Annotated in this window: 19 protein-coding genes and 4 tRNA genes; 18 read left to right on the top strand and 5 right to left on the bottom strand. The window is 39.1% G+C overall.

The window, feature by feature from the left end; genetic code table 11:
* The first annotated feature begins 45 nt into the window (after window positions 1-45).
* Window positions 46-1743, top strand: coding sequence for an alpha,alpha-phosphotrehalase (treC, locus tag MCT08_RS11480; protein ID WP_274678447.1), 1698 nt, complete (start codon window positions 46-48; stop codon window positions 1741-1743).
* 135 nt (window positions 1744-1878) lie between these two features.
* Here treC and MCT08_RS11475 read toward each other — a convergent pair.
* From MCT08_RS11475 to MCT08_RS11460, 4 genes are all read right to left on the bottom strand, one after another.
* Window positions 1879-1963, bottom strand: a tRNA-Tyr gene (locus tag MCT08_RS11475).
* Window positions 1964-2043: 80 nt separating this feature from the next.
* Window positions 2044-2128, bottom strand: a tRNA-Tyr gene (locus tag MCT08_RS11470).
* Window positions 2129-2208: 80 nt separating this feature from the next.
* Window positions 2209-2293: transfer RNA gene (locus MCT08_RS11465), tRNA-Tyr, on the bottom strand.
* Window positions 2294-2375: 82 nt separating this feature from the next.
* A tRNA-Tyr gene (locus MCT08_RS11460) sits at window positions 2376-2460 on the bottom strand.
* Window positions 2461-2785: 325 nt separating this feature from the next.
* On the opposite strand from MCT08_RS11460, the gene MCT08_RS11455 reads away from it, so the two are divergent.
* The 16 genes from MCT08_RS11455 (at window position 2786) to MCT08_RS11380 (ending at window position 21690) form a co-directional block, all read left to right on the top strand.
* Window positions 2786-3847: an efflux RND transporter periplasmic adaptor subunit gene (locus tag MCT08_RS11455; RefSeq protein ID WP_274678446.1), complete on the top strand. Its 1062-nt coding sequence runs from the start codon at window positions 2786-2788 to the stop codon at window positions 3845-3847.
* The gene (gene vexH, locus MCT08_RS11450) at window positions 3847-6957 is read left to right on the top strand and encodes a vibriobactin export RND transporter permease subunit VexH (protein WP_274678445.1); all 3111 of its coding nucleotides are present in this window, start codon (window positions 3847-3849) and stop codon (window positions 6955-6957) included. Before MCT08_RS11455 ends, vexH begins: the two co-directional genes overlap by 1 nt.
* 327 nt (window positions 6958-7284) lie before the next feature.
* The gene (locus tag MCT08_RS11445; protein WP_053310305.1) at window positions 7285-7797 is read left to right on the top strand and encodes a low molecular weight protein-tyrosine-phosphatase; all 513 of its coding nucleotides are present in this window, start codon (window positions 7285-7287) and stop codon (window positions 7795-7797) included.
* A gap of 283 nt (window positions 7798-8080) precedes the next feature.
* Window positions 8081-9199, top strand: coding sequence for a non-hydrolyzing UDP-N-acetylglucosamine 2-epimerase (wecB, locus tag MCT08_RS11440; RefSeq protein ID WP_080996335.1), 1119 nt, complete (start codon window positions 8081-8083; stop codon window positions 9197-9199).
* Between the two features lie 17 nt (window positions 9200-9216).
* Entirely contained in the window at window positions 9217-10458 is a 1242-nt protein-coding gene (gene vpsB, locus MCT08_RS11435; protein WP_053310303.1) for a UDP-N-acetyl-D-mannosamine dehydrogenase VpsB, read from the top strand.
* Window positions 10455-11006, top strand: coding sequence for a serine O-acetyltransferase (locus tag MCT08_RS11430; RefSeq protein WP_261917100.1), 552 nt, complete (start codon window positions 10455-10457; stop codon window positions 11004-11006). The genes vpsB and MCT08_RS11430 overlap by 4 nt, the downstream gene beginning before the upstream one ends.
* Window positions 11003-12148: a VpsD family glycosyltransferase gene (locus MCT08_RS11425; protein ID WP_274678443.1), complete on the top strand. Its 1146-nt coding sequence runs from the start codon at window positions 11003-11005 to the stop codon at window positions 12146-12148. The genes MCT08_RS11430 and MCT08_RS11425 overlap by 4 nt, the downstream gene beginning before the upstream one ends.
* A complete protein-coding gene (locus MCT08_RS11420; RefSeq protein WP_274678442.1) occupies window positions 12145-13569 on the top strand; it encodes a lipopolysaccharide biosynthesis protein in 1425 nt (474 codons plus the stop codon). The genes MCT08_RS11425 and MCT08_RS11420 overlap by 4 nt, the downstream gene beginning before the upstream one ends.
* Window positions 13538-14767 (top strand): VpsF family polysaccharide biosynthesis protein, encoded by a 1230-nt coding sequence (locus MCT08_RS11415; protein ID WP_216835519.1) that lies wholly within the window; start codon window positions 13538-13540, stop codon window positions 14765-14767. Before MCT08_RS11420 ends, MCT08_RS11415 begins: the two co-directional genes overlap by 32 nt.
* A gap of 29 nt (window positions 14768-14796) precedes the next feature.
* On the top strand, window positions 14797-15285 hold the full coding sequence (locus tag MCT08_RS11410; protein WP_053310299.1) for a serine O-acetyltransferase: 489 nt from the start codon (window positions 14797-14799) through the stop codon (window positions 15283-15285).
* 17 nt (window positions 15286-15302) lie between these two features.
* Entirely contained in the window at window positions 15303-16649 is a 1347-nt protein-coding gene (locus tag MCT08_RS11405) for a phenylacetate--CoA ligase family protein (RefSeq protein ID WP_274678441.1), read from the top strand.
* Window positions 16646-17725 (top strand): glycosyltransferase family 4 protein, encoded by a 1080-nt coding sequence (locus MCT08_RS11400; RefSeq protein ID WP_274678440.1) that lies wholly within the window; start codon window positions 16646-16648, stop codon window positions 17723-17725. The genes MCT08_RS11405 and MCT08_RS11400 overlap by 4 nt, the downstream gene beginning before the upstream one ends.
* A complete protein-coding gene (locus MCT08_RS11395; protein ID WP_274678439.1) occupies window positions 17725-18891 on the top strand; it encodes an aspartate-semialdehyde dehydrogenase in 1167 nt (388 codons plus the stop codon). Before MCT08_RS11400 ends, MCT08_RS11395 begins: the two co-directional genes overlap by 1 nt.
* The gene (locus MCT08_RS11390) at window positions 18881-19882 is read left to right on the top strand and encodes an acyltransferase family protein (RefSeq protein ID WP_080996334.1); all 1002 of its coding nucleotides are present in this window, start codon (window positions 18881-18883) and stop codon (window positions 19880-19882) included. Before MCT08_RS11395 ends, MCT08_RS11390 begins: the two co-directional genes overlap by 11 nt.
* Window positions 19860-20606, top strand: a complete 747-nt coding sequence (locus tag MCT08_RS11385; protein WP_053310294.1) for a WecB/TagA/CpsF family glycosyltransferase — start codon at window positions 19860-19862, stop codon at window positions 20604-20606. The genes MCT08_RS11390 and MCT08_RS11385 overlap by 23 nt, the downstream gene beginning before the upstream one ends.
* A gap of 283 nt (window positions 20607-20889) precedes the next feature.
* Complete coding sequence (locus tag MCT08_RS11380) at window positions 20890-21690, top strand: RbmA family biofilm matrix protein (RefSeq protein WP_274678438.1); 801 nt, start codon at window positions 20890-20892, stop codon at window positions 21688-21690.
* Between the two features lie 70 nt (window positions 21691-21760).
* Here the strand turns inward: MCT08_RS11380 and MCT08_RS11375 are convergent, their stop codons facing one another.
* Window positions 21761-22912: a right-handed parallel beta-helix repeat-containing protein gene (locus MCT08_RS11375; RefSeq protein ID WP_274678437.1), complete on the bottom strand. Its 1152-nt coding sequence runs from the start codon at window positions 22910-22912 to the stop codon at window positions 21761-21763.
* A gap of 310 nt (window positions 22913-23222) precedes the next feature.
* On the opposite strand from MCT08_RS11375, the gene MCT08_RS11370 reads away from it, so the two are divergent.
* Window positions 23223-25502, top strand: coding sequence for a beta-prism lectin domain-containing protein (locus tag MCT08_RS11370; RefSeq protein WP_274678436.1), 2280 nt, complete (start codon window positions 23223-23225; stop codon window positions 25500-25502).
* Window positions 25503-25548 lie beyond the last annotated feature (46 nt).

Genomic DNA, 25548 nt, shown 5'->3' with positions numbered 1-25548 from the left:
GCATTTGTTGTTGTTCATTGTCATTTTTGTAAGTGAGTTTGTTTGATGACAATTATTAATTCTTCAATGAATATCGATGCTAATTGGTGGAAAACGGCCACCATTTATCAAATTTATCCTAAAAGCTTTTGTGATAGTGGAAGTAAAGGTACGGGAGATATCCGAGGAATTATCTCTAAGCTCGATTATCTGCAAACCTTGGGCATTGATGCGATTTGGTTAACCCCAATCTACTCATCACCAATGGTAGATAACGGCTATGATATTTCTGACTACTATGATGTGAATCCAGAGTTTGGCTGCATGCAAGACTTTGATGATCTGCTCGCGCAAGCCCATCAAAAAGGTATCCGTATTATTATGGATATTGTGGTTAACCATACCTCTACTGCACATGCGTGGTTTCAGTCGGCTTTGGGGGATAAATCGAGCCCTTATCGAGATTACTATATTTGGAAAGACCCAATCGATGGTGATGTACCCAATAATTGGCAATCGAAATTCGGTGGCAGTGCTTGGGCATTAGATGACGTGACCGGTCAATACTACCTGCATTTATTTGCCAAAGAGCAAGCTGATCTCAATTGGGAAAACCCCAAAGTGCGCGACGAAGTTAAACAGGTCATTGATTTTTGGGCGAAGAAGGGCGTCGATGGCTTTCGCCTCGATGTAATTAACCTTATCTCTAAACAGCAAGATTTCCCAAGTGATGACTGCGGTGATGGTCGTCGTTTTTATACTGATGGGCCGCGAGTTCACGAATATCTACAAGAGATAAGCCAAGCCGTGTTCCAGCAATACGGTAGCGTCACGGTTGGCGAAATGTCGTCGACGACCTTAGAGCATTGCCAGCAATATTCACGTTTAGACGGCAAAGAGTTATCGATGGTCTTTAACTTTCATCATTTGAAAGTGGATTATTCAAATGGTGATAAATGGACCAATGCTCCTTTTGATTTTTTACAGCTTAAGCGGATCTTTAACCATTGGCAGGTAGGGTTAAATGGCAAAGGGTGGGGCGCGTTATTTTGGTGTAATCATGACCAACCACGCATTGTTAGCCGTTTGGGAGATAGCAAACATTACCGAGTCGAATCAGCAAAAATGCTCGCGGCTTCAGTGCATATGATGCAAGGAACACCTTATGTTTACCAAGGTGAAGAAATTGGTATGACGAACCCCGGCTACACTTCCATTTCCCAGTACCAAGATGTCGAGAGTACCAACATGTATGACATCATGGTGCATCAAAAAGGTGTTAGTCATGACGATATGATCGCTATTTTGGCGCAGAAATCGCGTGATAACTCACGAACGCCGATGCAGTGGAATGGCAAAGCGTTTGCTGGCTTTAGCTCCGTAAAACCGTGGCTAGAAGTGGCTGAGAACTACCGACAAGTTAATGCAGAGCGTGCATTAGAAGATAAACATTCGGTGTTTTATTTCTACCAACGTTTAATTGCTCTGCGAAAAGAGATTCCGGTGATCACCAGCGGTGATTATGTCGATTTACTCCCAGAACACCCCGCGATTTTCGCGTATAAGCGCCAGGACAAGAAACAAGCACTTATCTGCATTAACAATTATTACGACCGAGAAGAAGAGTGTGTACTGCCAGTAGAATTACCACTCGAAAAAGCGAAATATTTGCTTGGTAATTACAGCAGATTCAATTCATCGAAAGTGCTTGCACATCAAATATTGCGACCTTATGAAACTCGAATCATCTTGGTTGATTTTTAATCCTGATTGAGTCTTTTCCCTCTAGGACCAATCTTTCAGGCTTCAAGTTTAATGACTTGAAGCCTTTTTTGTCGCCTATATTCTATGAAATACAGCAATAAAAAAAAGCCTGCTCAATGAGCAGGCTTTGATAGATGGTGGAGGGGGACGGATTCGAACCATCGAAGGCGGAGCCGGCAGATTTACAGTCTGCTCCCTTTGGCCACTCGGGAACCCCTCCTGGGTGTTTTCCTATTCTAAAAATAGGCTTAATTGAAGTTTTCCCAACGATTCAATCAAGGTTTCTCTCACGAGAGAATATGGTGGAGGGGGACGGATTCGAACCATCGAAGGCGGAGCCGGCAGATTTACAGTCTGCTCCCTTTGGCCACTCGGGAACCCCTCCAGGGTGTTTTCCTATTCTAAAAATAGGCTCAATTGAAGTTTTCCCAACGATTCAATTAAGGTTTCTCTTACGAGAGAATATGGTGGAGGGGGACGGATTCGAACCATCGAAGGCGGAGCCGGCAGATTTACAGTCTGCTCCCTTTGGCCACTCGGGAACCCCTCCAGGGGTTTTTCCTATTCTAAAAATAGGCTCAACTGAAGTTTTCCCAACGATTCAATTGAGGTTTTCTCTTACGAGAAGAATATGGTGGAGGGGGACGGATTCGAACCATCGAAGGCGGAGCCGGCAGATTTACAGTCTGCTCCCTTTGGCCACTCGGGAACCCCTCCAGGGGTATTTTTTATGCTCTTAAAGCATACTTAAACAACGTTTTCCCAACGCATTGCTCAAGTGCGGAGCGCATCATAGCAAACTCGCTCTTTGTGTAAAGACTTTTTCTTATGATTTCGAATCGAATGCTGCCTTTTTGGACAAAGAAGCGCGTAATGAGTGATTTTAGCAACAGAAAGCTATCTAAAACAGCATATGTGCTGTGTGTTGAATACTCAAATCATGATGTAGATAGCACTTATTTGATCAGATTTACACTCCTTGACGTTTGAATACCGTATAAGTCGTTACAATACCCTCAGTCTCTAACTATTGAATAAAAACATGAAAAATACGTCCGTTCTCTCATTGATTATTATCGCTTTGTTGGCTGCACCTCAAACTGCATTGGCAGCGCAAGCACCTAAGAAAGCACAAGCGGTCGCTGTCGTTACCGAACAAGTGGCGACTCATCAAGTGTCTCAATCACTATCTTTAATTGGTAAGTTACAAGCCGAGCAGTCGGTGATCATCTCGTCTGAAGTGTCAGGTAAGGTTGATAGTATTGCGATTAAAGCGAACCAAGAGGTCAAAAAAGGTCAGCTATTAATCCAATTGAATGATGACAAAGCGAAAGCCGCGGTTTCAGAAGCGAAAGCGTATTTGAAAGATGAACAGCGTAAGCTCAAAGAGTTTGAACGCCTTGTTTCTCGCAATGCCATTACACAAACGGAAATTGACGCTCAAAAAGCGAGTGTGGAAATTGCTCAAGCGCGGCTCGATGCTGCCAATGCCAATTTAAAAGACTTACATATTGAGGCTCCTTTTAGTGGCACCGTCGGGTTTGTGGATTTCAGTTTGGGTAAAATGGTCAGTGCCGGAACAGAATTAATTACCTTGGATAACCTTTCCATTATGCAGCTCGATATTTTGGTACCTGAACGTTATTTGTCGATGATTCATAAAAATATGCAGGTAACAGCTAAAAGTAATGCATGGCCAGATAAAACCTTTGAAGGCAAAGTGGTTGGTGTGGATTCAAGAATCAACAGTGAAACATTGAATTTACGCGTTCGAATCCACTTTGCAAATCAAGATCGTCAACTTAAACCTGGCATGCTTTTGTCTGCAAAATTGGATTTCCCTGCTATCGAAGCACCGATCATTCCGGTACAAGCTCTCGAATACTCGGGTACTAAGCGCTACGTCTACGTTGTTGATCAAGAGAATAAAGCGCAACGTACAGAAGTGTGGTTAGGGGCACGTATTGAAAACCAAGTGGTGATTGATAAAGGCTTACAGATTGGCGATAAAATTGTTGTACAAGGTATTGTTAACATGCGTAATGGGGTCAGCGTGATGGAAGTTAATACCGATGGCACGCCAGTAGCGAAAGGTGACAAATAATGTGGTTGTCTGATGTTTCTGTAAAACGCCCCGTTGCTGCTGTTGTGTTAAGTTTGTTGCTGTGTGTGTTTGGTATCGTTTCATTCTCCAAGCTCTCGGTACGAGAAATGCCGGATATTGAAAGCCCCGTGGTTTCTATCAGTACCCGTTATGAAGGTGCATCGGCCACCATCATTGAAAGCCAAATTACCTCGGTACTTGAAGATCAATTAGCAGGTATTAGCGGCATTGATGAGATTGAGTCGACGACGCGCAATGGTATGTCTCGCATTACTGTAACGTTTGAGCTGGGATATGATCTCAATACTGGTGTCAGCGATATTCGTGATGCGGTCGCAAGGGCGCAACGTTCACTACCCGATGAAGCCGATGATCCTACCGTCTATAAGAATAATGGTTCAGGTGAAGCGTCTTTATACATCAACCTTAGTTCTTCAGAAATGGATCGTACTCAGCTAACCGACTATATAGAACGAGTATTGATTGACCGTTTCAGTTTGATTTCGGGCGTGAGCTCGGTTGATGTGTCTGGTGGTTTGTATAAAGTGATGTACGTTAAGCTCAAGCCTGAACTGATGGCTGGTCGTGGCGTGACGACTTCCGATATATCGAGTGCACTGCGCAGTGAGAATATTGAAAGCCCAGGGGGGGAAGTTCGTAATGATTCGACGGTGATGTCAGTCAGAACCGCTCGCTCTTACAAAACCGCGCAAGACTTTGAGTACTTAGTTGTTAAGCGTTCCAGTGATAATACTCCTATCTATCTAAAAGATGTGGCGGATGTGTTTATTGGTGCCGAGAACGAAAACTCCACTTTCAAAAGTGATGGTGTGGTGAACGTGAGTATGGGGATTGTGGCTCAGTCTGATGCGAACCCTTTAGAGGTTGCTCAGCGTGTCCACAAAGAAGTGGATGATATTCAGCAGTTTTTACCCAAAGGTACTCGTCTCGCGATCGATTACGATTCAACTGTTTTTATTGAGCGTTCAATATCTGAGGTTTATAGCACGCTTTTTATTACCGGTGGCTTGGTTATCCTCGTGCTCTATATTTTTATTGGGCAAGTCCGCGCGACCTTAATTCCAGCGGTGACTGTACCAGTTTCACTTATTTCTTCTTTTATTGCGGCATACTACTTTGGTTTCTCAATCAACTTGATAACCTTGATGGCGTTGATTTTATCGATTGGTTTGGTAGTTGATGATGCGATCGTGGTAGTCGAAAATATCTTCCACCATATCGAAAATGGTGAAAAACCTCTGTTAGCAGCCTATAAAGGGACTCGTGAAGTAGGGTTTGCCGTTATTGCGACAACATTAGTATTAGTGATGGTGTTCTTGCCTATTTCGTTTATGGACGGAATGGTTGGATTACTCTTCACCGAATTTTCGGTATTGCTTGCGATGTCGGTTATTTTCTCGTCGCTGATTGCTTTGACATTAACACCTGTGTTGGGCAGTAAGATTCTAAAAGTAAACGTAAAACCAAATCGTTTTAACCAATTTGTTGATCGTCTTTTCGGGCACTTAGAAGGTGGCTATAAATCCGCATTACGTGTGGCGATAAATTGGAAATGGGTCGCCCCAATTGTGATTTTGGCTTGTATTGGCGGCAGTTATGTCTTAATGCAAAAAGTACCATCGCAGTTAACTCCGTCAGAAGACCGTGGTGTTATTTTTGCTTTTGTACGTGGAGCGGATGCGACCAGTTATAACCGAATGTCTGCCAATATGGATTTGGTTGAAGAGCGTTTAATGCCGCTGCTTGGTCAAGGTTTTTTAAAATCTTTCAGTATTCAATCTCCCGCCTTTGGTGGTAATGCTGGTGACCAAACGGGTTTTGTGATCATGATTTTGGATGATTGGGATCAGCGCAGTCTGACAGCGCAGCAAGCACTAGGTGAGGTGAGAAAATCACTGGCTGGTATCCCAGACGTGCGTGTTTTTCCATTTATGCCTGGTTTCCGAGGTGGTTCGAGCGAACCTGTTCAATTTGTGCTGGGTGGGTCAGATTACCCAGAGCTTAAAAAATGGGCTGAGTTGTTAGAAGTCGAAGCCGAAAATTCGCCTTATATGGAAGGCGCGGATACTAATTACTCCGAGAAAACACCAGAGCTTGTGGTAACGGTTGATAAACAGCGTGCGGCCGAGTTAGGTATTAGTGTTGCTGATATTTCCGATACCTTGGAAGTGATGCTCGGAGGTAAAAATGAAACTACCTTTGTTGAGCGTGGTGAAGAGTATGACGTCTATTTACGTGGTGATGAAAATAGTTTTAATAATGCCTCGGATCTAAGTCAAATATACATGCGAACGGCATCGGGTGAATTGGTCACCTTAGATGCTGTTACTAAAATAGAAGAAGTCGCATCATCCATTCGTCTTGCGCACTACAACAAGCAGAAGTCGGTCACGATAACCGCTAACTTATTAGACGGTTATACGCTAGGTGAGGCACTAGATTTCCTCGATCAAAAAGCAGTAGAAATACTACCAAGTGATATTTCAATTAGTTATTCGGGAGAATCCAAAGACTATAAAGAGAATCAATCGAGCGTTGCCATTGTCTTTGCACTGGCATTGCTGGTGGCTTACTTAGTGCTAGCAGCGCAGTTTGAAAGCTTTATTAACCCTTTGGTTGTGATGCTAACCGTTCCGATGGGGGTATTTGGTGGTTTTCTTGGCCTGTTCATTATGAACCAAGGTATGAATATCTATAGTCAAATTGGGATGATCATGCTGATTGGTATGGTCACTAAAAACGGAATATTGATTGTGGAGTTTGCTAACCAACTGCGTGATAAAGGGGTAGAGTTTGAAAAAGCGATCATCGATGCATCTGCACGTCGTTTAAGACCGATTATGATGACTGCTTTTACTACTTTAGCAGGTTCTATTCCTTTAATTATCTCTACTGGTGCTGGCTATGAAAGCCGAGTTGCTGTCGGGACAGTTATTCTATTTGGAATGGGTTTCGCTACTTTAGTGACACTGTTTGTGATACCAGCAATGTACCGATTGATCTCCGCATCGACCCAGTCACCTGGCCATGTTGAAGCTGAGTTGAATAAAGAACTTTCTCAAGATATCAAAACAAGAAGTATCCACTAATAAATATGTTGAGCCTGTATAACGCAGGCTCTTTTTTTGTCTTTAAAATGGTTAATGATTACAACTTTCGACATTCTATTTTCAGCGCAGTAATTCTATAGCTTTCGCTAATATACCTGTAACTATAATCGACATTTCAACTAGTTGATGATTGTGTAAATAATCCATCAAAATAATGAAATGACTATTCTGAAATACATCCTTGGTTTAATTAAAGGTAGGCTCATTTTTGAGACACCCATTTATTGCCATCTTGAGATACTCTACTCATCGCTTTCAAACATAAACCAATAGTGACACATTGAAGTGAATGCATCAGTAAACATCATGGACAATAAAAGACGCTCTATTCTCATAGTATGCATGGGTAATATATGCCGTTCTCCCCTTGCTGAAGCTGTTTTACGCCAAAAAGCGCAACAATGCGGAATCGATTTAACCGTAGAGAGTGCTGGTACAGTTAACTTCCAAGTTGGCAAAGCACCTGATCCTAAAGCTGTTTTCGTCGCAAATCAGCGAGGCTTGGTTATGTCTGGTATGCGAGCTCGACAAATCTGCGTCGAGGATTTCGAGAAATTTGATTTCATCTTTGCCAGTGATAAAGCAAACCTAGCGGATCTTGTTGATATTTGCCCGGCAGAATATCGATACAAACTTTCCCTCTTTTTAGCGCATAGCCATATTGGTGTCACCGAAATTCCAGATCCTTATCAAGGAAATGTTCGTAAGTTTGAGCAAGTTCTTGAACTTATAGATAGCGGGGCTCAAGACATCATTGAGTATATTTCCAAGTACGATCAATTCAAGGAAAGTGAGATGCGGCTTTGTGTAACAACATAGCGGATTTTATATTTCAGATAATATTTTTACTCCCCAACATATAAAGCAGTAGCGGCTTTACAAAATGAATTACTTTCCATGCAGAGCGTATGGGAATAGGTTTTTTTGCGCCTTATATAAGGCCAGTTTATTAAAAATAATGGGTTTAAAGACGCAGTCTAGAGGCGACATCTAGTGGCGGTAGCGTGCTTAAAATCACCATCAATCAGTTGGGTTTACAAAGAAGTGGCATTGAACCTGGTTCTAAAATGTCTCTTGGCTTTAATTATAGGAAATAGAGAAAGTGAAAAAAATTCTAATTGCATTTGGTACAAGACCTGAAGCGATCAAAATGGCGCCATTGGTCCATCAGTTAAAGCAAGATGAGCGTTTTGAAACAAAAGTTTGTGTCACGGGGCAGCACAGAGAAATGCTTGATCAGGTGCTCGATTTATTTGAAGTCACGCCAGATTTTGACCTCAATATTATGGAACCAGGTCAGACGCTAACCACAGTTACCACCAAAATTTTAGTCGGTATGGAAGGTGTGCTAAAAGAGTTTCAACCGGATGTAGTGTTGGTTCACGGTGATACAGCGACAACTTTTGCTACATCACTAGCCAGTTATTATCAACAAATTGCGGTTGGGCATGTTGAAGCGGGTTTGCGTACCGGAAATATTTATTCTCCTTGGCCAGAAGAAGCAAATCGAAAATTAACAGGCTCGTTAACTCAATATCACTTTGCACCGACAGAAACGTCAAAACAAAACCTATTAGATGAAAATTACGCTGACGAGAATATCTATATCACAGGTAATACCGTCATCGATGCACTGTTTATGATTAGAAATAAAATTCACAGTGAAGCCGATCTCAAAGCAACGTTGGAACACCATTTTCCAATGCTGGATAAAGAGAAAAAATTGATCCTCGTGACAGGCCACCGTCGTGAAAGTTTTGGTGATGGTTTTGAACGTATTTGTGAAGCATTGCTTACAACTGCGAAGAAGCATCCAGATAGCCAAATTCTCTATCCTGTACATCTTAACCCTAATGTTCAAGAACCAGTGAATCGTCTATTACGTGGTGTCGACAATATATTCTTAATCGAACCGCAACAGTATCTACCATTTGTTTACTTGATGGACCGAGCTCACATCATCCTAACCGACTCCGGCGGCATTCAAGAAGAAGCACCATCACTAGGTAAACCGGTACTTGTGATGCGAGATACTACCGAAAGACCAGAAGCAGTGAGCGCAGGTACGGTTAAATTGGTGGGAACCAATACTCAGCTGATTTGCGATGAATTGAGTAAGTTGCTCTCAGATCAAGATGCTTACCAATTGATGAGTCAAGCACATAATCCATACGGTGATGGCCAAGCCTGTCAGCGTATTGCAGACGTTTTAGCACTATAAAGATTTAAGGAAATAAGATGTTTAATAAAGTATCAGTAATTGGTCTAGGTTATATCGGTTTACCAACGGCTGCCGTCATTGCTTCTCGTGGTATTGAAGTTATTGGTGTTGACGTTAATCAACATGCGGTTGATACCATCAACAAAGGTGAAATCCACATCGTTGAACCCGATCTAGATATCGTGGTTCGCAGTGCGGTCATGACCGGCAAACTAAAAGCAACCACAACACCAGAGCCAGCCGATGCATTTATGGTGGCGGTTCCAACCCCATTCAAAGGGGATAATCACGAACCTGATCTTAGCTATATTGAAGCCGCAGCAAAAGCGATTGCACCTGTGATCGAAAAAGGCAACTTAGTGGTACTTGAAAGTACTTCTCCAGTTGGTGCTACGGAAAAACTTTCCGCTTGGTTAGCAGAAGCACGTCCTGATTTAACCTTCCCACAGCATAAAGGCGATGCGGCCGATATCAAAATTGCGCACTGTCCAGAACGTGTATTGCCAGGTTATGTCTTACAAGAATTAGTGAGTAATGACCGTGTCATTGGTGGGATGAGCAAATCGTGTAGCGAAAAAGCGATGTCACTGTATAAGACGTTCGTCAAAGGCGAGTGTATTGTCACCAATTCACGTACAGCAGAAATGGCCAAGCTAACAGAAAACTCATTCCGCGATGTTAATATTGCCTTTGCTAACGAGCTGTCTTTGATTAGTGAGAAATTAAAAATCAATGTGTGGGAATTGATTAAACTGGCTAATCGCCACCCTCGAGTGAACATTTTGAACCCTGGACCGGGTGTAGGTGGTCACTGTATCGCTGTTGACCCGTGGTTTATTGTTAACAGCTGTCCGGAAGAAGCAAAACTGATCGCGGCAGCAAGACATGTTAATGATGGCAAACCACACTGGGTTATTGACCAAGTTAAACAGGCCGCAGACCAATTTAAAAAACCGGTTATTGCATGTTTAGGTCTTGCTTTCAAAGCAGATATTGATGATTTACGTGAAAGCCCAGCATTAGATATTACAACTCACCTAGCGCAGGATGATATTGGTCAAATTCTTGCGGTAGAGCCAAACATTCATTCATTACCAAACAAACTAGCAGAAAACGGTGTCGAACTTGTATCACTAGAGCAAGCGCTAGAATTAGCAAACATCGTTGTAGTATTAGTTGATCACAGAGATTTTAAAGAAGCGGATAAAACAGCATTTGCGAAAAAAGTAGTGATTGATACAAGAGGTGTGGTTGCTTGAGTTCAGCATTCGATCTAATTAAGGCTGATCTGTATCGTCATACAGGGAAGTTGTCGACGGGGTTACTCATCAAGAACATGATGTTTAACCCTGGCTTTAAGTATATGTTTTGGTTCCGATTATGCCGAAGTAAGAATTATCTCCTACGTTCATTTGCTAGGCTAATGCATAAAAATCTATCCATTAGATACCAAATACAAATACCGAAAGAAACCAATGTTGGCCCTGGGTTATACCTAGGGCATGGTACTGGGATAATTATTAACAGTACGGCAAAAATTGGTGCTAATTGCAATTTGAGTCCTTTTACTGTGGTTGGTTCTAATCACAGTAAAGCGGCAACGATTGGCGATAATGTTTACATAGGTCCTCACGTTACTATCGTTGAATCAGTGCATATTGCCAATGGTGTTGAAATCGGCGCAGGCTGTGTGGTGGTAAAAGATATACCGGAATATGGCGTTGTTGTCGGTAATCCAGGCCGAGTACTCAATCAAGGAAGTGTTTGCCGTTATATACAAAACCCATATCTGAAAAAGGAAGGATGATGAGGAAAATATTGCTTGTCGTTCCTCTCAGCACGGTTAAATGGGGGAATGAGAATACTGGTGGTGTCGATAGTGTTTGCCAACAAATTGTCCGTTTCTTGGCTGAAAATCCCCCTGATGGCTATATTTATGAAATACTTGCCATCAAGGTTGGAGTCTCAGATGTTGAACTTTTTAAAAAACAAAAGTTGCATGAACGCGTTACATTAACCTTTATTCCTAACAAAGGTAAAGTTCACGGGGTTAAGCTTCCTGGATTTCTTTTCCAAAATTATCATTTAAATAAAATCTGCAAGCGATTCAAGCCGGATATCGTCCATAGCCATCTATTGAGTTTACCTCTGTATCTACAAGCGGGAATCAAATCTGTAGTAACACTTCATTCATATGGAAAAATCGCAAGAACTCCAAGAGGGAAAATGAATGATATCTTGTTTGAACATATACTCCCACGTAGAACATTGCATTTAGCTAATAAGATCACATGTGTTGGTGATATTCTTTGCGATGCAATAAGAGAAATATATCCAAATAAAATAATAAAAATCGGTAATCCTATTGATGATGCGTTTTTTAACGGTTGTAATGACAGGGGGGTAAACAATTCAACTCTCCGGTTAGTGACGTGCTCAATTATCACGCCGAGGAAACAAATTGACAAAATGATAGAGCTTATGAGCGAATTATCTAAACATATAGATATAGAGCTTATTGTCATTGGACCCGGTGGAAGTGCATATTTAGCTGAATTGAAGCGTAAAGCCTCCGATTTGATGATTGATAATAAAATTCATTGGTTAGGTTCTATGTCACAACCTGAAATTTTTGAACAGTATAAAAAGTCTGATGCTGCCATTTTTTTATCTAAAGAAGAAACTTTTGGATTAGCACCGTTAGAAATGTTAGCTACAGGTCTCCCCCTCATTTCTACCAGAGTCGGTATTTTAGATGAACAATATGCATTTTTTAAAGAAAGCGGCGTATTGTTTGTAGATCTAGAAAATGCCACTAATTTTGTAAAAGACTGCTTGGGTTTTTTAAATAAACCACATGAAATTGACCGAGAATTATTGGCTAATCGATTTTCTGCAAATAGCATTGTTCAGCAGTATCAGAATGTGTATCGGGAGTTAGAAAGGTGATCAATAAACTTTTCAAGTACGCACCTGTACAACTATTCTCAGCACTAAGTTTATTTGTCCTGATTTCAATTCAAACTCGTTTTTTAACCCCTAAAGAGTATGGCTTATTAGCCATGCTGCTTGTTTTCTCCGAAGGTGCTAGATCCGTACTAATACAGTGGGTAAATAGCTGCCTAATCAGATTTTATTCAACTTCTGATGCGGATATTAAGCCCTGCTTTCAATCTCAAACCACCCGGTGGCTAATTTATAATTTACTAATATCTAGTGTCGTTATCGCTGGTTGTATGCTGGTGTTTTCTAATTTTTCTTGGGCCAATTTCTCTGCAATTTATGCATTACTCATCAGTAAAAGTATTTATATGTATCTAATCGAGTGTGCCAGAGTTGAAGAGCGAGTGTCGCTATACCGTCGAACAGTATTCTTGCAGGCAATGCTGGTTATGATCACTAGTTTTGTTATTCTAAATTGGCATGCACACATCTTGTCTGCAATTTTTGCATTAGTGTTGAGTTATTTTATCTCAATTATTATCGCTGGTTATAGTGGAAAATTTACTCTTAAATTAGATAAACCGATGCGTAAGGAAGTGCTTAATTATGGTATTCCTTTCATGGTCTCAGGTCTACTCGGCATTTTAGCGTCTCGAAGTGATAGAGTATTGGTAGCCACTCTTGCTAATTTAGAGCAAGCCGGCCTATATGCCGCTATTGCAAATTTACTGCTAGGTATCATGGCGCTTGTTTTTATGATTGTTGCACTACCATTATTTCCAGAGTTAACTAAAGTTGTTGATGATAAAGAGAAGCTCTACCAACAGCATCGCTATTATGGTGGTGTGTTATGCGCCTTAAGTCTACCTGCAACCATTGGAATTTGCTTACTTGCTTCTTCATTTGTGGAAGTGTTTTTGGGTAAATCCTATCATGTAATGGATTTGAAAATATTCTACCTTTTAGCGTTTTCAGCTTGGTTTTTAAATATTAGAGGTCATTTTTTAGATCATGGTTTTCAATTTATATTGAAAACAAAATGGATGCCACTTTTGACATTCTGTACTTTGGTCACTCAAATGGTGCTCTCGTTCATCCTTATTCCCCAATATGGTGCCTTAGGTGCGGCAGGGAGTTTAGCTATAGCATTTTTTATCGGTGCAATATGCAGTCTTTGTATGGGAACATTCTTAGGCTACCGTTATCCATTACCTCAATGTTTACTCCAAACAGTCATTGCATCTAGTATTATGTCATTAAGTATTTTTTGTGCTAAGTACTATGTGGCTGAATTTATTCCAGTAGTTAAATTGTTATTACTCGTTGCTGTTGGTTGTTTATCATATACTGGTGCTCATATCGTACTGAATAGCTTTTCTGTTCGAGGTCATTTCAATGATTGGAGAAGAAAACGTGCGAAGTGTTAATACCTATGTGCCTATTTTAATAGCGATCATAGCTTCTGTTTTTTTAGGTAGCTACCTTCTTGAGAACTTAGGGATTAATTATGTTTCGGATGGTGGTTCTGCGCTACTTAAAATACATTTGTATACATATATTATTTTCGGTATGTTTACTGTTTTAGCAATGAAATTTGGACCAACATGGTTTTGTGAACGACTTGGTTCATTTAATAAAATATGGTGGATTGCTATATTTTCTTTATCATTTGTCATTATATACGGATATTTCAGGCATGGAACGTCTGGAATGGCATACTTGATCAATACTTTTCTTGCTCCAATGTTGTTTATTCCTTTGCTTTCTAGCCTAGATGATTTTCAAAAAGATAAAGTTATTAATCTGATTTCATATTTGATATTGCTTAATTCAGTGATCGCAATTTTTGAATATTTAACAAGTTCTCGTGTTGTTGATGTTGACTTTCAGGCATTTTCATTCTTTCGTTCGAGTGCTCTGCTTACTCATCCACTTAATAATGCATTGATTACGGCTAGCTTAGGGTTGTTAATATTTAAACGGACTTTATTACCTGGTTTTCTTTACATATTGATTACTCTATTAGGTTTATTCGCTTTTGGTGGGAGAGCAGCGTTAGTTATATTCTCATGTATGTTTATTTTGTATTGCATTCCAAGTGGTTGGAAGTTTATAACGACAGGGGTTAGAGGTGATAAAAGAAAGATAGCGTTATTTATGTTTTTAGGATATTTCGCTTTTATGTTCTTTGTCTTTATCATCGTTGGTTCCGGTATTACTGAAAGAATTATGTCTAAACTTTATATTGATGGAAGCGCATCAGCGCGTATCGATGTATTTTTCCTTTTTGATCAATTGACAGTGTCGGAATGGATTTTTGGTGCTAGTCACCGATTACTAGAGTCCATAGAGTTATATATAGGCATAAATGTTATTGAAAATTACTTTATAGGTTGGATTTTTACATTTGGTCTAATGGGGACGATTCCTTTATCAATATGTGTCTTTTTAACACTATATTATTTTGCTAAAAATGGAGATGTAGCATCTAGACTTGTTGTTGTTACATTTATGATTGTCGGTCTTACAAATAATTCATTAACAACGAAGACTCCAGTTCTACTCTTACTTTTTAGTGTGTTGTATTTGAACTCTGTTAGAAAAACACAGGTTAATACTTATTAATAATCAAAATATCAGGAGCTAGACTTTTAATGCCTAATGCTATCTTTTTCTATCGAATTTCTAGGTGGCTCTATCTTAAGAAAGTTCCATTTTTACCAAAGCTACTTCAACTCGTTATATTCATATTATACAACTCGAAAGTTCCACCAGATGCAGATATTGGTAAAGGATCGTTTCTAGTCGTAAAAGGTGTTGCTGTTGTTATTATTAATGGCGCAAAAATCGGCAAGCGCTGTCGGATAGGTATTGGCTGTAGAGTCGTTGGAAAAGGTCCATATAAAAAGGTTCCAGTTATCGGAAATGATGTTTTCTTAGGTCCAGGATGTGTAATTGTTGGGCCCGTGATTATTGAAGATAATGTGGTCGTTGCGCCTAACTCTGTTGTCACAAAAAGTGTACCGAAGGGTTCTATTGTTGCTGGTGTTCCAGCCAAAATCATTGGCAATGTATCTAATTTAGATTATGACATTTTGAAGAATGAGAGCTATTTAGATGACAATGCACCTTTTATGAACTAATTTGAGGTTGTGAGATTATGTTTTTAAGTAAAATATATAGAAATTCCCCTTTATTAATTCAGAACCTTCTTCTTAGTTACCGGGCTATTATTAGGAAGTTTATTAGAGAAAATGGACATCAACAGTCATTAACTCGAGAATTATTACAGCATGATTATAATAATGATCTTTTGAAACGATATAGCGAACTTCAATTGGAATTAGCGTTAAAAAATGCATTGAAAGCTAAGTTTTATAAAGATCGTGTAAAAACCATTTCAGAAAGTGAAGGGTTAGCACATTTTCCAATGATTAATAAAAATGAAGTTAGAAATTGTGCTGAAGATTTTATTAATTCCACAGAAAAAACGACACCGATTAAAGGTGCCACCAGTGGGACGACTGGTACACCTTTGTCAATTAGTCAAAATATGGAATCCGTGATTCGTGAGCAAGCTTTTGTTGCAAGGCATCTTCAGTGGGCCGGATATAAAAAAGGTGACAAACGTGCTTGGATTCGTGGTGATATGATCGTGCCAATGGAGCAAAAAGGAGCCCCTTTTTGGCGTTATTCATGGTTTGAAAATATGATCATGTTATCTTCATTTCATATGACTCAACAAGCTTTACCGCTATACATCAAGGCAATGGTTGATTTTGGAGTAGACATAATTCAAGCCTATCCATCGTCGATTGTTGCTTTGGCTAAATATTTAGAGTCTAAGAATGAATATTATCCTTCCAATATTAAATCAGTGATTACATCATCAGAATCTTTGTCTGATGATGACCGTAAAGTCATTGAGGAACGATTTAAATGCAAAGTGTTCGATTGGTATGGACTTTTTGAAAGGGTTGCTGCAATTGCTAATTGTGAGCATGGTCGTTACCACGTTCTCACCGATTACTCGCAGGTTGAATTTTTAGATGCAGGAAATGGTACTCATGAAATTGTTGGCACTAATTTCAATAATAGCTACTTTCCTCTAGTTAGATACAAAACTGGTGACCATGTCGTACTGTCTGACGAGAAGCAGTGTCCATGTGGGAGATTCTATCCAATAATTAAACGAATTGAAGGCCGAGTTGGTGATTATTTACTTGGCGAAGATGGACAAAAAATACATATCCTGAATCACATACCGAAAGGGATTGATGGTTTATTAGCTTGTCAATTTGTTCAACACAAGGCCCAAGAAGTTGAAGTTTGGACAGTTAGAGACGAATCAATATTTGGCACTTTGCAAGAGAACCAATTGATTAGCAACACCAAAGAGCGCTTAGGTGAAAGAATGAACATCATCGTAAAATATGTTGATGCATTGCCTAGAACAAAAAATGGGAAAATTAGACAAGCGATATGTAATGTCAAGGATGTGAAGTGAAACAAAAAATAAATTTAACCGTAGCGACGGATCTAAATGGCCAAGGTGGGATTGCAACGGTCTTAAATGTATACAAAGAATCTGGTTTCTTTGCTAATAACAACGTCAAATTAATTTCAACACATTCTACTAAAAATAGATTCGGAAAAATTGGGGCATTTGCATTATTCCTATTAGCAACGATAAAGTTGATCTCATATTTTATATTTTACGATATTGGTCTAGTTCACATCCATATGGCTTCCAGAGGCAGTTATCAGCGCAAGTCTCTTCTTATTAGGATAGCTAAAGCTTTTAAAGCTAAAGTTATATTACATTTACATGGTGCTGAATTTAGAGACTTTTATGCCAATGAATGTGATGAACGCAAACAAGCTCATATCAGACATACTTTTGAAATTTGTGATGTCGTTATTGTCTTATCAACACACTGGCTTGCCTGGGCAAGTGAAGCGTTAAGCAAAAGTGACCATGTAAAAGTTCTTTACAATGCAGTTCCATCTCTTCGGTTACAGCGTTCGAATGCCCAACCAGGAGTCATAGCTTTTTTAGGTAGAGTTGGGCCTCGTAAAGGTGCATTGGATCTTCTTCATGCCTTTAAAATAGTTAAAGAGGTTTGCCCTCATGCGTTGCTGAAAATAGCTGGTGATGGAAATATCGCAGAATATAAGCAGGAAGCGAAAACGTTGGGTATTGATGATTCTGTAGAGTTTCTAGGTTGGATAAGTGGCCCTGGGAAAATGGAGCTGCTAGAAATAACTGATGTTTATTGCTTACCGAGTTATAACGAAGGATTTCCTATGGGGATCTTGGAAGCGATGTCCGCTGAAATTGCTGTAGTATCAAGTTATGCTGGCGGTATTCCAGATGCCATTACAAACAATATTGATGGCTTGTTGGTTGAGGCCGGTGATATTTATAACTTATCTCAAGCTTTAATATCTCTTATTAATAATCGACATATTAATCGCCAATTCGTCATTTCAGCTAAGAGTAAATTCGAAGATAGATTTTCAATAAAAGCAATTATTCCCCAGCTACAAAATATTTATAAAGAAGTATTGGATACAGAGTAATGAAAAAAATAGCGGAGATACAAAATATCATTTTTGAGCAAGCTAAGTCTCATCAGTTTGCGGGGTACGATCCATTTGATGGTTTAAATTCACGTTGGTTTAACACATTTCCATCACTTCGCGACTCTTTGATAGGCCTTTGTTGGATTCAATTTTTTAAACGTTCTCCTATTAATATGCGTCCGATTCTAGGTGTACCTGAAGGGCGTAATCCTAAAGGAGTTGCTCTATTTATTCTGGGTATGTTGGAGCAATATAAGGTAACGGGAGATAAAGCATTATTGATTGAAGCCGAATCACTTGCTAACTGGTTAGTGACTCAGTGTTGTGACAAAGCACAATGGGGCACCGCTTGCTGGGGCTACCATTTTGATTGGAAAGCGAGAGCTTTTTTTGTACCTAAAGGTAAACCTAATGTCATTACGACTATCTATGTCAGTCGTGCTCTTTATGATTTGGGGACTCATTTAGGACGTCAATACTTAATGGATATCGCGTTAAGCAGTGCAGATTTCATCGTTAATCATTTATACACAAAGCTGGAAGCGAGACAGTTTTTTGCTTACATCCCTGGAGAGATGGCATTTGTTCATAATGCCAGTTTGTGGGGAGCTGCCTGGGTTGCATTTGTTGCTAGTAAAACTGGCAATGAATATTATGCCGAGCTTGCGTTAAAAGTAGCATCTCAAAGTGTCAAAGAACAGGCTTCTAATGGTAGTTGGGTTTATGGTGATAGGCATCATCATCAATTTATTGATGGGTTCCATACTGGGTATAATCTTGAAGCACTCTATGAAATTAAAAAATCTTTAGATACAAATATATTTGATAGCGCTATAGAATTAGGGCTTACATATTATAAAAATAATTTTTTCGAGTCGGATGGTACTGCTAAGTATTATGATAATAACCGCTATCCACTAGATCCACACTCAGTGGCACAAGGCATTATTACGCTACTCAAAGTTGGAAAAAAGAAAGAAGATAAGGAATTAGCTGGAAAAATCATTAATAAAGCAATTGATGACTTATATATTGAAAGTAAACAGCATTTTCTTTATCAAAAAACTCAACGTTTCGAAAATAAAATAAATTATATCCGTTGGACGCAGGCATGGATGTACTACTCATTTTCTCTTTATCTAAAGGAACTCAGTGGTGATTAGAGACTTTAAAATAGATAATGCGAAGGGAATTGGTATTTTATTGGTTGTTTTCGGTCATTGTTTGTGGGTGAGTGAAGATATACTAACGTTGATTTACTCCTTTCATATGCCATTGTTTTTCATGATATCTGGCTTTCTTTCGATTAATTCATTGACGACGTATAAAAAAATATTGAGTAGATTGTTTTTGCCCTTTATCTTTTTCTACTTGGTGTCTTACTTGTCATGGTTGCCTTTAAACCTCTTTGGTAACGGTGGTGCATCACAAGTAGATTGGTACTTGCCTCTCAAAGAGTTGCTCTTGTTACAACGTGATAAATTGCAGATCAATGGTGTGCTATGGTTTTTCCCTGCGTTAATTGTAGTGTCAGTTGTTGATTGCTGTTTTAAAGATAAACGCTATGATTGGTTAGGAGTAGCTATCTTTCTACTTCTTACATTGATTATTTCAATTTATGATCTAGATGAGGTTAGTCTGTATTGGTGCTTAGATGTATCAGTCGTATCAGGGCTATACTTCTTTATAGGAAGAGTTATAAAAAGGAAGAATGTTTTAGATGCTTCAATATTTATGGGGAGCTCAAAATACACTTTATTGATCGTTGCATCTTTGTTTTTTATTTTTTTGAGTATGCTGAATTCAAAAGTAGACATTAGATCATTAATTTTTGGCGAGCACCTTTCACTTTTTCTAATCAATGCATTATTGGGTTCTCTGATTACATACTTAATATCTTGTATTATAGGGAATTCAAAAACCTTACAGTTTTTATCTATTGCATCTATTACAATATTCCCATTGCATTTAATTGTATTAAGATTTCTTCATGCTTTCGAAAAGGTCTTTTTTCGAAATTCATCATTTGAATTTTTTTTACCGTTAATAAATACATTGGTTGCGATATTGATTTGTAGTGTTATTCATGTTTTTTTAAATAAATATTTTGGTTTTTTATTAGGAAGAGGTTATGGAAAGCGAGTTACTAAATAAATCGATTAAGTTCTTAGACACACCGATGCATGTACTGACCATGAACGAAACCGTCGATATTATTAAGCGTAGGATTTTTAGTAAACAGTTTACACAGCATGTGGTCGTCAATGTGGCAAAAATCGTTAATATGCGCAGTGATGTTGAGCTTAATCGTTCAGTTACCGAGTGTGATATTGTTAATATTGATGGCATGGGGGTTGTTTGGGGAGCAAAATTCTTAGGATTTGATGTTAAAGAGCGTGTTGCTGGCGTTGACCTTTTCTATGAATTGAATGCAATGGCTGAACAAGAGAAATTCTCAGTATTTTATTTAGGAGCACAGCAGGAAGTCGTTGAAAAAACATCGACGATTATGCAGCACAAGCATCCTAATTTATTGATTGCGGGCCATAACCATGGTTACTTTTGGGATGATGAGCAGGCTCTGGTCGAGAAAATTAAAGCATCCGGTGCCAAATTGTTGTTTGTAGCAATTACTTCTCCAAAAAAAGAAAATTTCATTAATAAATGGAGAGATGAATTGGGTGTCGATTTTGTCATGGGAGTCGGTGGTACTTTCGATGTGGTTGCTGGTAAGGTGAATCGCGCACCAAAATGGATGCAAAATGCAGGATTGGAGTGGTTATATCGGGTTATCCAAGAGCCTCGTAGGATGTGGAAAAGATACTTAATCACAAACAGTAAATTTGCTTGGCTTTTGCTAAAAGCTAAAATGAAGTGATTTTTATTACATTTTACGCTTGCTTAGAATTGTCATTTTCTATGCTGATTTTAAATAATAACTTTTATCTTAATTTCACCCAATTCAACTAAACTTTACAACCACCTTTTATTGTGATCATGGTCTCAATTTTATGAGATTTAATGTAACAAAAGAAACTTGTTGATAAATTTTTTTAAATGAATGTCTCAATCTTATTCGAATATTGAATGATAAATATCCGACTGATAGGCTCTTTCTCGATGAAGTACGGAATTTTCTATCAATCACTTATGGTGCAAAAATGAACAAATTATCTTTTTCTCTATTGGTTGGCTGTTTAATGCTGGCAACCCCTTTTTCAACTGTATCTGCTAGTGAAACGACTACTGCTGATATAGAAAAAATAGCTACGTCTATCGAATTATCTACACAGCAATTGACCGAAGTCGGTGGCTATATTGTCGCTGATGTGACTGTAAAAAACGCTGGTACTGATGCTGCAGACTTAAAATATTGGATTTCAGTAAAAGGTCCTAAAGGTCTTGTTTTTCCAGCAAAAGCTGTTGTACAAGTCAATAGTTCTGAATTTGAAGCTGATTCTGTAGAAAGCGGCTCTGCTTTAAAATTACGTCGTGGCATTTGGGTTCGTGATTATATGGACAATGGTTTGTATACTGTGTCGATTGAAGGTGTTAACACTGAAACAGGCCAAATTTTCAAAGAAACAACCCAGTTTGCCAAAGGTGTCGATCTTTTAAACGCTGCAAACTTGGATGGATTAACTCTAAATACGGCATTAGCGTTCGAAACTTCTGTTCCTAGTGATGGCGGATATATTCCATTATTCGTAGAAATAGATAATGCACGTGACTTCGCTGCTAACGTTGAATTTTGGATTACTGCCGAAGGTCCCGCAGGTTTGAACATTCCAGTACAATCTCGAGTTTTTCTAGATATCAATGCGGGAGATTCATATACTAAATCTCGCGGATTCAAATTTGATGCTAGTTACCCTGCTGGTGAATATAATTTTATTGCTCAAATGTATGATACGGCTACTGGCAAACGCGTTGAACGCTCAATTATTGTTGTGAAAGAATAACTATTATTTAGTTAATAAATTAAGGCCGACTCTATTGATATAGTCGGCCTTAGTTATTTTCAGCCAAACTCTATAGTGGATGATTCTCTTCAATATCTATTTTTTTTGTTTTAGGATCGATGGATATAAATGTTGTTCTATCTTCCAAGCGATATTGATTATTCTTGATAGTTACGTTAGAAAAGGATAATTCGTTGTTTTGAGTTAACGTTCGTATTATAGAACGGTATTTACTCTCGTTAACGTTATCAAATTTAATGTTTTGAAACATGTTGTTGGTTATCGATATGTTTCTTATCGGATCTACCGAATTCTCTGTATTGACGAAACTTTGTAATCGAATTCCTTGCTCTGAACCATCAAATACATTGTCATTAATACGAATGTCACCCCATTTAACGTTTTTTTCTGCTCTTGTATTTGGATATACATTGATTAGGAATCCATTTATATTTTTCACTTTATTTTTTTCAAATAAAACATCCGAATAATAACTCAACTCAACGGCTGTTCCATTTATATTTTGAAATGTATTGTTTAGAATTTTCGCATTAGAGACTTCTGTTCTTGAAGATAACTTTAATGTACAGCCATTAAAGTTGTTACCTTTAAATAGTATATTTTTACTCCCCCCTAACTGTGTACCCGCAGTGGCTTGTGTCGTTGTTACTTGCCCACAATTCTCAAAAGTATTTTGCATAACGGTTATGTTATTTGAAGTGACTGCATACATTTCTTCATCTGCACTCGTTGTTAGCCGTAAAGCTGCATCTCCAAAATATCGAAAATGGCTATTTACGATGTAGCTATTTGCCGTGCTTGCAAGGTAGAGCCCTTGCTCTCCCCAAACTGGTTCAATGTCGCCATTATTCAACCCATTAAAAGTAAGGTTATTGACCCATAATCCGTCGGTATACTTTACATAGAATAAGTACTCTCCAGAAAATGGGGTACATTTGCTCAGTTCTGGTTTACCGATCCCTATGATTGATACGTCTTTCTTATTTAGCAAACTGATTGTATTGCATAGTAGGTAGTGACCATCGGGTACGATTAAAGTATCGCCATCTTGTAATGTTGATAGAGCGTCTTGAAACGCATCGCTGTCATCTTTTTGATCATTCGCGATTGCCCCAAACTGTGTTACTGAGTAAATATTTACCAGTGGTTCCATTGCTGTTGGGTAGCTTAAGGATACCGATAGTAGAACTATTGCTTTCATGAAATTTAAGTCCCTTATTCATATCATGGAATATAACTAGAGTATCACTACTTCAGGTTCTCTATTGATTGTGATTAAGATTCTAGATAAAAAACTATGTAGTCTATCTTATATATGAGACGTCTCATAAATGAGTCGTTAAATCAGGGTCTTTGAGTTGATCCGATCCTTTCCGCTATTGATAATCCACTCGCACTATTAATGAAGCAAGGGACAACCGTAACTAGGTTGTCCTACTAATAAAATAAATCGAGTCAAATTTATATTGGTTTGACAAAGAATAATATAAATAGCAGAGGGATGCTTTCCCATGACATCAAAATATTTTGCATTTGCTATCGGCATTTTGTCGTTGAGCAGCTCTGTGGTTCATGCCACAACGACAGATATAGCGGATATCTCTACACAGTTAAAATGGTCTTGGAACGGAAGTTCTTTTAAACCTGAATCAGTACAGGTGATGATGACTCCTGTAGTGGCCCAGCTTAACGATGATAATGGCGATGGTAAAATCGATAATGGCGATGTTGCTGATATTATCATGGTGACCTTCGAAGGTAATAAGTATGCAAATGGTGGACTTGTCCGAGCTTTAAGTGGTGTTGATGGTTCAGAATTATGGACTTACGCTAATGGTGGCGTTATTGCCGAAGCAAGAAATTCACCTGCAGTAGCCGATTTAGATGGTGACGGCGTAGTCGAGATTGTTACTACCACTGCTGTTAGTCAATACATCAATGTGTTAGACAACACTGGTAATATTAAGAAGCAAATTTTAAAAGCAGAAACTGGCTGGCGCTCTATCGGCGAAATATCGTTAGCAGATCTAGACGGTGATTCATCAATAGAAATTTTATCTGCCGATGGTGTATACAACTACGATACCGGATTGTTATTTAGCCATTCATGGGCACCATCTTCTATCAGTGGTGACTTTGATGGTGACCAAGTTCAAGAAGTATTTTCTGGGGGTGCACTTTATCAAAGTAGTGGTGCTTTAGATTGGCAATATCAAGCCAATGATATGGTTTGGTTTTCATCGTTAGTAAATCTCGATAGTGATGACAGCCCTGAAGTTGTGGTTTCAGTACCGGCTTCATATTCTAATGCTGCCAACAGTTCTTTCGCTGTTTTGGAACATGATGGGTCAACTAAATGGGAAATTAATAACTTGTCGAACCCTGGTGGTGGCGTGCAGGCTGTTGCAAATTTCTTAGGTGCAGATTCTCCTCAAGTACCGCAAGTGTCGAGCCAATCAAAAGTTTTTGGTTATACGCATCATAAGCAATCTTCTACCATTGCTTTTACTTCGGATAGCCAGCTTTGGGTGCGTTCTGGCGCGGCGATCGATGCGGTTGGTAGTGATGCAAACTCTTTAGTGGGTGGGCATGGTGGTCATTTAAACAACCCTGTTGATCTTTCTAAAGTGAAATCTATCGATATTACTTCAGGTCGATACTGGTGGGGTGGCCATCATATTTTAGCGCTAGATTTTAATTTTGTTGATGGCACGAGCACTACAATGGGCTCGAAACATTATGCGTTTTATAAGAAAACGGAACGTTTAATCGTTCCTGAAAACTCAAGCATCAAGGGACTAAAAGCTTGGACTGCTGGTTGGTTAATTGGTGGTTTGCAATTTGAGTTTGCATCAAATACTACTAGCAATGAAGTAAAAGGCATTGTCTATGCGGGCTATGCTGCCGTTGATATGTACAATCAGAACGGTGAGCTAGTTTGGTCATCGCCGAATGATGATATGAACAGCGGCAAAATCGGTGTATCAGCATACGACTTTGATAATGACGGAATTGATGAGGTTTTAGTTCAAGACATCCAAAGAGTCCGCATCCTTGACGGACGTACTGGTAAAGAGCTTGCCGTTATCGCTAATTCTACTAACACATTATGGGAGTACCCAATTGTTGTTGACCTAGCGGGCGATGACAATGCAGAACTGATTGTTGTGGCGAATGATTATAATAAAGCTACTGCGATCAACCACGGTGTTTATGTTTATGAATCGGCAGATTCTAGTAAGCCTTGGAAGAATGCAACACGAATTTGGAATCAACACTCATTCCATATTTCTAATGTAAACCAAGATGGAACAATGCCTACCAGCGCAGAGCCAAGTTGGTTGACTCATAATACTTATCGTTCTAGTACGCTCAGAGGTGCCACAAGCTTACAATCACCAATTTTTGGCTATGAATTAGGTCAGGCTACACAACACACAGTCAAGAATGATGGTGAGTTGTTTGTTCGTTCTGGTCTGGCGATAGATGCGGTAGGCACATCGTTGGATAACCTTGCGGGTGGTAACGGGGGCGCGCTAAGAAGAGCGGTTGATCTTCGTCAAGTCAAAGCTATTGAAGTGACTTGGGGAGCTTACTATTGGGGTGGTAACCATATCGTTGCGTTGAAGTTTACGTATGCAAATGGGTATTCTGTCACAATGGGGTCAAAGAACTACGCATCAAGTAAAACAACTGACACATTCCACATTCCACAGGGTAAAACTATTAAGCAAGTTAATGTTTGGAGCCAAGGGTGGTTGGTTGAAGGGTTACAGTTTGAACTGAATTAATAGTCAAAATTTTTATTGTTGATAAAAGCCCCAGTTGATCTGGGGC

It is taken from the genome of Vibrio aestuarianus, assembly GCF_028858425.1.
GTDB classification, from domain to species: Bacteria; Pseudomonadota; Gammaproteobacteria; order Enterobacterales; family Vibrionaceae; genus Vibrio; species Vibrio aestuarianus.
Note: the sequence above shows the minus strand (reverse complement) of the source record. Positions and strands in the feature narration are given on the sequence as shown.

What these genes read in the sequence shown, in the direction of transcription:
- treC (WP_274678447.1), top strand. Translation starts at nt 46, where the DNA reads ATGACAATTATTAATTCTTCAATGAATATCGATGCTAATTGGTGGAAA.
- MCT08_RS11455 (WP_274678446.1), top strand. Translation starts at nt 2,786, where the DNA reads ATGAAAAATACGTCCGTTCTCTCATTGATTATTATCGCTTTGTTGGCT.
- vexH (WP_274678445.1), top strand. Translation starts at nt 3,847, where the DNA reads ATGTGGTTGTCTGATGTTTCTGTAAAACGCCCCGTTGCTGCTGTTGTG.
- MCT08_RS11445 (WP_053310305.1), top strand. Translation starts at nt 7,285, where the DNA reads ATGGACAATAAAAGACGCTCTATTCTCATAGTATGCATGGGTAATATA.
- vpsB (WP_053310303.1), top strand. Translation starts at nt 9,217, where the DNA reads ATGTTTAATAAAGTATCAGTAATTGGTCTAGGTTATATCGGTTTACCA.
- MCT08_RS11425 (WP_274678443.1), top strand. Translation starts at nt 11,003, where the DNA reads ATGATGAGGAAAATATTGCTTGTCGTTCCTCTCAGCACGGTTAAATGG.
- MCT08_RS11415 (WP_216835519.1), top strand. Translation starts at nt 13,538, where the DNA reads ATGATTGGAGAAGAAAACGTGCGAAGTGTTAATACCTATGTGCCTATT.
- MCT08_RS11410 (WP_053310299.1), top strand. Translation starts at nt 14,797, where the DNA reads ATGCCTAATGCTATCTTTTTCTATCGAATTTCTAGGTGGCTCTATCTT.
- MCT08_RS11405 (WP_274678441.1), top strand. Translation starts at nt 15,303, where the DNA reads ATGTTTTTAAGTAAAATATATAGAAATTCCCCTTTATTAATTCAGAAC.
- MCT08_RS11395 (WP_274678439.1), top strand. Translation starts at nt 17,725, where the DNA reads ATGAAAAAAATAGCGGAGATACAAAATATCATTTTTGAGCAAGCTAAG.
- MCT08_RS11385 (WP_053310294.1), top strand. Translation starts at nt 19,860, where the DNA reads ATGGAAAGCGAGTTACTAAATAAATCGATTAAGTTCTTAGACACACCG.
- MCT08_RS11380 (WP_274678438.1), top strand. Translation starts at nt 20,890, where the DNA reads ATGAACAAATTATCTTTTTCTCTATTGGTTGGCTGTTTAATGCTGGCA.
- MCT08_RS11375 (WP_274678437.1), bottom strand. Translation starts at nt 22,912, where the DNA reads ATGAAAGCAATAGTTCTACTATCGGTATCCTTAAGCTACCCAACAGCA.
- MCT08_RS11370 (WP_274678436.1), top strand. Translation starts at nt 23,223, where the DNA reads ATGACATCAAAATATTTTGCATTTGCTATCGGCATTTTGTCGTTGAGC.